Annotated in this window: 7 protein-coding genes and 1 pseudogene; all 8 read left to right on the top strand. The window is 42.0% G+C overall.

Annotation, left to right across the window (positions count from 1 at the left end):
• Window positions 1–417 (top strand): helix-turn-helix transcriptional regulator (locus AC1DWN_RS24375; RefSeq protein WP_477561485.1); only part of this gene is annotated, 417 nt, incomplete at its 5' end.
• A gap of 106 nt (window positions 418–523) precedes the next feature.
• Window positions 524–2,209 carry an extracellular solute-binding protein gene (locus AC1DWN_RS24370; protein WP_477561484.1) on the top strand — a complete coding sequence of 562 codons (1,686 nt, stop codon included), beginning with the start codon at window positions 524–526 and terminating at the stop codon, window positions 2,207–2,209.
• 82 nt (window positions 2,210–2,291) lie between these two features.
• Window positions 2,292–3,185 (top strand): ABC transporter permease, encoded by an 894-nt coding sequence (locus AC1DWN_RS24365; protein ID WP_477561483.1) that lies wholly within the window; start codon window positions 2,292–2,294, stop codon window positions 3,183–3,185.
• Between the two features lie 18 nt (window positions 3,186–3,203).
• Window positions 3,204–4,088: a carbohydrate ABC transporter permease gene (locus AC1DWN_RS24360; protein ID WP_477561482.1), complete on the top strand. Its 885-nt coding sequence runs from the start codon at window positions 3,204–3,206 to the stop codon at window positions 4,086–4,088.
• Window positions 4,089–4,223: 135 nt separating this feature from the next.
• Window positions 4,224–4,376 carry a hypothetical protein gene (locus tag AC1DWN_RS24355; RefSeq protein ID WP_477561481.1) on the top strand — a complete coding sequence of 51 codons (153 nt, stop codon included), beginning with the start codon at window positions 4,224–4,226 and terminating at the stop codon, window positions 4,374–4,376.
• A gap of 18 nt (window positions 4,377–4,394) precedes the next feature.
• Window positions 4,395–5,432: a glycoside hydrolase family 18 protein gene (locus tag AC1DWN_RS24350; protein ID WP_477561480.1), complete on the top strand. Its 1,038-nt coding sequence runs from the start codon at window positions 4,395–4,397 to the stop codon at window positions 5,430–5,432.
• A pseudogene (locus AC1DWN_RS24345) lies at window positions 5,426–5,923 on the top strand (glycoside hydrolase family 125 protein); the annotation flags it as partial. The gene AC1DWN_RS24350 and the pseudogene AC1DWN_RS24345, both read left to right, overlap by 7 nt.
• Window positions 5,924–6,328: 405 nt before the next feature.
• Window positions 6,329–6,844, top strand: coding sequence for a C40 family peptidase (locus AC1DWN_RS24340; protein WP_477561479.1), 516 nt, complete (start codon window positions 6,329–6,331; stop codon window positions 6,842–6,844).
• Window positions 6,845–6,856: the final 12 nt, after the last annotated feature.

Genomic DNA, 6,856 nt, shown 5'->3' with positions numbered 1-6,856 from the left:
GATTGTACAAATCAATGGAAAGAATTAACGGAATACTTTTATCAATTGACGGAGATTATTTTTGAGCGGAAGATGTCGGGACAAGGTCATCAGGAGGAAGGCGTTGTTAGTCAGGTTCAAAGCTATATTCGGCATCATGTTGCAGGGGATATTAGCTTAAACCGAATTGCAGAAGTAGTCGGCCATAATCCTTCTTATTTGTCTAGATTATATAAGCGTATTACAGGGGAAGGGCTGTCTGAATATATTGCGGAGGTCAGAATGACCAAGACAAAGGAGCTGCTCCAGGAAAATCGTTTGAAAATTAATGAAATATCCAAAGCAGTCGGTTTTTTGTCTGAACAATCATTTTATCGCTTTTTCCGCAAAGTGACTAATGTAACGCCACAAGAATATCGCGATCAAGTAAATAAGTAAAAAGATGTTAGTCGAATGTCAATAATGGCGAATAGAAGAGCCTAGTGAATAAGGGATATAGTTAGGGAGCAAGAACAATCTTGAAGAAATCAAGGGGGAATCAATCATGACAAAGAAGAGTCTGATTAAAGGAATGTCATTATGTATTCTGAGTTTTGCAATTGTTCTGAGTGCTTGTGCAAACACCGAAAAGGTGGAGCCGACATCAACGCCACCAACAACAGATAATTCAGGCACGACCGTAAAGGAAGACGGTCCATTTATTAAATACGATCCACCGATTGAAGTTCATGCGATCAGAGGAAGCTTGCCGGAAGACCGTTTTAAAAACGGGGAAACAATGGATAATAACGTCTGGACTAGAGAGTATGAGAGTGCATTAGGAGTTAAGCTTAAGTACGACTGGGTAGCAGATGGGAATGGCGGAGATGAAAGCGCATTCAATAAAAAGTTGAATGTAGCAATCGCTTCTGACGATCTGCCTGATGTATTCGGTGTGAGCGTGAAGCAGCTTAGTCAGCTTGTTGAAGCGGATCAAATTCAAGATTTGACGGAGGCTTTCGAGAAGTATGCTTCTCCCGAGTTGAAGGATTTGGCCAATCAGGATGGCGGGCTTGCTTTGAAGGCCGCGACGTTTAATGGAAAGCTGATGGCTATTCCGAAATTTGGCGGCAATATTACAGGGGCAGATGTCGTGTGGATCCGCACGGACTGGTTGGAGAAGTTGAAGCTGCCAGAGCCGAAAACGATGGACGATTTGATGAAAATAGCAGAGGCTTTCGTAAAGCAAGATCCAGACGGTAATAGTAAAGACGATACATTTGGTCTAGCACTGACAAAGGATTTGTATGGAGGTGTTGCTAATCTGACGGGCTTCTTTAACGGGTTTCATGCTTATCCAAACATTTGGGTTAAAAATGCAGAGGGAAAGGTTGTCTACGGCAATGTTCAGCCTGAAATGAAGGCTGCTTTGGCAAAGCTTCAGGAGCTGTACAAATCAGGGCAGTTAGATCGTGAATTTGCAGTCAAGGATGGCGGCAAAGTTACGGAGTCTATCTCACAGAATAAGGTCGGCATTCAATATGGAGCCAACTGGAACTCCTACTATCCATTAAATGATGCGAGAAAGCAAAATCCGGGCATGGATTGGAAGCCATATCCGATCGTATCTATTGATGATAAGCCAGCAAAACCAGGTTTAGGATTCGCTGTCTATGAATATTTCGTAGCAACTAAAGGATTTGATAATCCAGAGGTTATTGTAAAAATGCTGAATCTTCAGCATGAGCGTTTCTATGGAAAAACAGCGGATTGGATTAAGTATGCGGCTGACAAAGAAGGAACAGAAATTTTCCAATATCCATTATTCCAAGTATTCCCTCCTAACAAGGATATTCCAGATAATTTTCTAGCGGTTAAAGAAGCAATTGAATCCAAGGATACCTCCAAGCTGAATCAGGAGCAGAAGGATAACTACGATAAAATCGAAGCTTACTTAAATGGTGATGACTCGCATTGGGCAGTTGATCGACAGGCAGGTCCTAAAGGGTCTGCATTTGAAGCCCTTGCAGGCTATAGAGACTTTGCTCTTACTACTGAATATTTAGGGGCAAGCACGCCTACGATGGTTACGAAAAAGAGCACGCTGGATAAGATTGAACGAGAAATATTCACGAAAATTATTATGGGCTCAGCATCGGTGGATGAGTTTGATAAGTTTGTATTGGATTGGCATAAGCTCGGCGGAGACGAGATGACTAAAGAAGTAAATGAATGGTATGCCGCTCAATAAATAGATAACTCTAGCAAAGGAAGTGGATGCAACTTTATTCGCTTCCTTTGTTAGTTAGACCGACGGGAGAAGGTGCCTGCGTATGAAAAAGAGCATAAGAGAATTGCCTCTGCATTTATTAGTACTGCCAAGTCTTGTACTCGTTATTGTTTTTAGCTATATCCCTATGTCCGGCATTGTAATTGCCTTTCAAAAGTTTTCACCAACTAAAGGTTTTTTTGGTTCTCCATGGGTAGGGTTGGACAATTTCAAATATGTATTCGAGCTTCCGGGTACGATGCAAGTCATTTGGAATACGGTTATTATCGCGTGCATGAAAATTGTAGCTGGACTTATTGTACCGGTGTCGATTGCTTTATTGCTTAATGAAATACGTATTTCGTTTGTCAAACGTGGCATTCAGACACTTATTTATTTGCCGCATTTTCTATCATGGATCATATTGGGAGGTATATTAATTGATATTTTGTCCCCTAGTACGGGGATTATTAATCAATTGCTTACTGCCGTTGGCATAGATCCCATCTTCTTCCTGGGAGATAATCGTTGGTTCCGTTATGTACTAGTCGCATCTGATGTGTGGAAAGAGTTTGGATTTAGTACCATAGTTTATTTAGCTGCCTTAACCAATGTTAGTCCGATTCTATATGAAGCAGCCGTTATTGATGGCGCAACACGCTGGAAACAGACCATCTATATTACGCTTCCTGGCATATTGCCAATCGTAATCTTAATGACGACACTCAGTTTGGGTAATGTGCTGAATGCAGGCTTCGAGCAAGTCTTTACTCTTTATAATTCAACTGTCTATGACACTGGAGATATTCTGGATACACTCGTGTATCGAATTGGTGTTATAGATGCTCAATACAGTGTGGCTACTGCAGTAGGTTTGTTTAAATCAGTTGTGTCGCTCGTGTTTATTTCAGTCTCTTATTTATTAGCTTATCGTTTGGCTGGATATCGGATTTTTTAAGAAGGGAGGACGAATCCTATGTTTCATCGACCGTCCGGAAGTTATCGCGTATTTAGTTGGTTGAATCATACTTTTTTAATTCTATTGTCATTATTATGCTTGGCCCCAATGGTGCACGTACTGGCAATATCACTTAGTACAAGCAGCGCGGCGACAGCAGGACTAGTTAAGCTGTGGCCCATTGATTTCACAATAGGCTCTTATAAGTTTATTTTGGAAAGCAAGCAGTTTGTATCTTCGTTTGGGATTTCAATTCAGAGAATAGTGCTCGGTGTATCGATTGGTATGCTACTCGCGATCACGCTTGCTTACCCACTTTCGAAAGAAGTGAAGGATTTCCGCCTTCGTACCGTTTATGCCTGGTTTTTCGTATTTACGATGTTGTTTAGCGGGGGCTTGATCCCCTGGTATTTGACGATTCGTATGACGGGATTGATTGATACGATCTGGGCATTAGTACTGCCCGGAGCTGTGCAGGTGTTTAACGTTATATTATTATTGAATTTCTTTCGGGGATTGCCTAAGGAGTTGGAGGAATCGGCGTTTATGGACGGTGCATCGCACTGGGTCACGCTGTGGCGAGTCTACTTACCGATTTCTTTGCCTGCACTCGCGACGATTACGTTGTTCTCATTTGTAAGTCAATGGAATTCCTGGTTCGATGGTCTGATGCTAATGAATTCGCCTGCCAAATATCCATTAACCACCTACCTGCAGACGATTATTATTCAGCCGGATATGTCCAAGATTAGTTTACTGCAAGCAAAAAATTTAAGTGAGATTTCAGATCGGACGACGAAGGCTGCACAAATAATTGTAGGCTCACTCCCGATTCTTGTTGTTTATCCATTTCTACAAAAGTACTTTGTTAAAGGACTTGTCATGGGAAGCGTAAAAGAGTAGCTGACCTTTAAAGAGAGAATCAATAGGATTAGGAATAATAAATAGAAATAGGATTACTGGAGGAAGATTGGATGAGAAAATAGGCGGACGGTCTTTCCAGTACCTATTGCTGCTGCAAGCACATGGAATCCGGCATTGTTCGAACAGGCCAATGCGGCTGTGGCGGATGAGACGAGAGCTAGAGGCGGTGCGGCAACGTACTGGATTATGCCCATTTCATTATGGAGTTTTTGGCATCATGACGAAATCAAGGATGGTTTCGAAGTCGTTGACCAAAATAAACGATAAATAGGAGTGAGACATTAGATGACAAAACAGAAACATATAGTGGTAGGCTATGTCGGTGATTCTAGTCTGCCTGATATGATACGACAGGATTTGGAGAAATTAACACATATCAATGTAGCTTTCGGTCATGTACTTAACGATCAAATTTCTATCGAGCATTTGCAGCAGCTCGATACGCTGAAGGAGATAACACGTGAGCATCCGGCTCTGAAGGTGCTACTATCTGTCGGTGGGTGGGGAGCGGGAGGTTTCTCTGAAGCGGCATTTACTGAAAAGGGAAGAGAAAGTATGGCGGATTCGGCGCTCCGTATCTTGACTGACTATCCATTTGACGGGATCGATTTGGATTGGGAATATCCTTGCTATGGGGAGGCAGATATCGCCTCTAGTCCACACGATAAGACAAACTTCACGCTGCTTCTCAAAACGATGCGCGAGGCACTCGACCTTAAAGGCGCACAGGATGGACGGCATTATTTGCTGACCATTGCCACGGGTGCGGACCAGTATTACGTTGATGGTACGGAGATGGACCAAGTGCAGCAGTATTTAGATTATGTTCAATTAATGACCTATGATATGCGTGGCGGATTCCAAGTGCTAACAGGTCACCATACCAATCTTTATACCCCGACAGGGGATTTATTCCGAATCAGCACCGACGCTTCTGTTCACTTATTTAAGCGTGCGGGAGTGCCGAAGGAGAAAATTGTAATCGGTTTGGCGTTTTATTCTAGGCTCTGGCAGCAGGTTCCTAACCGCAATAATGGACTGCATCAAATGGCGGGAAGCAGCGGTGGCTATGGACCTGATTTCACTACTCTAGCGGCTGAATATATTGAGAAAAACGGCTATACAAGGTATTGGGACGACGAGGCAAAGGCGCCATACCTTTACAATGGCAGTCAATTTATTTCTTACGATGACGAAGAATCACTTCAGCATAAATGTGATTATGTGAAACATCAAGAGCTGGCGGGTGTGATGTTCTGGGAGTATAGCTGCGATAAGACACATCGATTGCTGGAGGCAATCCAGAAGGAGCTTCCATCATGATCGATACTTTGCGAAAGCAAGGACTTGGCATGCCTGTGAACGATATCGGGATGATTTGGTCTGGCTTTCGTCCTAGCGATGATGCTTGTGATTTTCATTTTAATTTACCATCCAATATGTTTGCTGTAGTGACACTGCGACAGATGCAGGAAGTTGCTCGTTATGTATATCGAGATGAGAAGCTGGCGTCTGAGATGGCGCAATTAGAAGAAGAAATTCAACATGCCATTACCTTACATGGAATCGTTGATCATCCAAAGTATGGCCGGATCTATGCTTTTGAGACAGATGGTTTTGGCAATCATGTCCTTATGGATGATGCGGGTACGCTGCATGAAGGATTTCATAAGGATGATCCATCGATCTTCACGCGTGACTGGTTTGCATGGTCGAACAGTTCATTTGCACAATTGGTACGGAAGGCGTTACAGCTTGGTCTCTTGGATGACGATAAGGAATGCCAGATACCAGTCTGCCAATGCGAAGGTTGATGAATGCCGGAGCAGCCGTTAGCCAAGAGGACATTTTAAATAGGGGTATCTCCATGTCTGGTGCTGAATTTGAGGTTGAGCGAGTTAATAAAATATAAATTTAGACCAAAAGAGCGTTCATTTCGAACGCTCTTTATTTATTTTATGGTGCCGATAAAACGTACTAGATCCAAGAAAACGAAAAAAAATGCATTTTAACACACTGGAAAACAGACAACAAGAAAGAAATTATTCATTCATCGAGGCTGGCTCTACCAAAACAGAGTGAAAACCGCATTACATCAAGCTTTTCATCATCTTTTGACACAAAGGAGACGTTTACATACCAATTTTTGCAGGTTTCTTACTTGTACAAAAGGTATTTATAATGCAGATGAGACTAACAAAGAGGAGAGATGATATATTATGAAAAAAGGATTTAAAACAAAAATCGCGATCTTAATGTTAGCCGTCAGTTTGCCTGCTACTTCAATATTAGGGAGTGTCGATGCTGCCTCAGCATCAGTAGAAGCTAAAAGAAATAAGGTAGTGAAAACTGCGATTTCATTGACAAATAAGGTCGACTATGTGAACTGGAAAAAAAGACAAGAAGTTCGCGCACCCTATAAAACAGATTGCTCCGGCTTTACTTACCTTACGTACAGACTTGCAAACGTAGGCGTAAATTTGGTTAACAAAGATGATGACGATCAAGCAAAAGTAGGCCAAAAGGTTGCATGGGGAAAATTGGAAAAAGGTGATCTAGTTTTCTTTTGGCTCAACAGCAAAAACAAGAAGGATGTCGGTCATGTAGGAATTTACATTGGCGATGGAAAAATGATTCACAACATTACCCCTGAGAAAGATGTTATCATTTCAAACATTTATAAGAACAGCTATTATAAAGACAGATTTGTTGTAGCAAGACGAGTAATTAAGTAATCGCTTAAAGAG

The organism is Paenibacillus sp. P4_A7, from assembly GCF_056402455.1.
The sequence above is the reverse complement of the archived record's forward strand: the minus strand, read 5'-3'. Positions and strand labels throughout refer to the sequence as shown.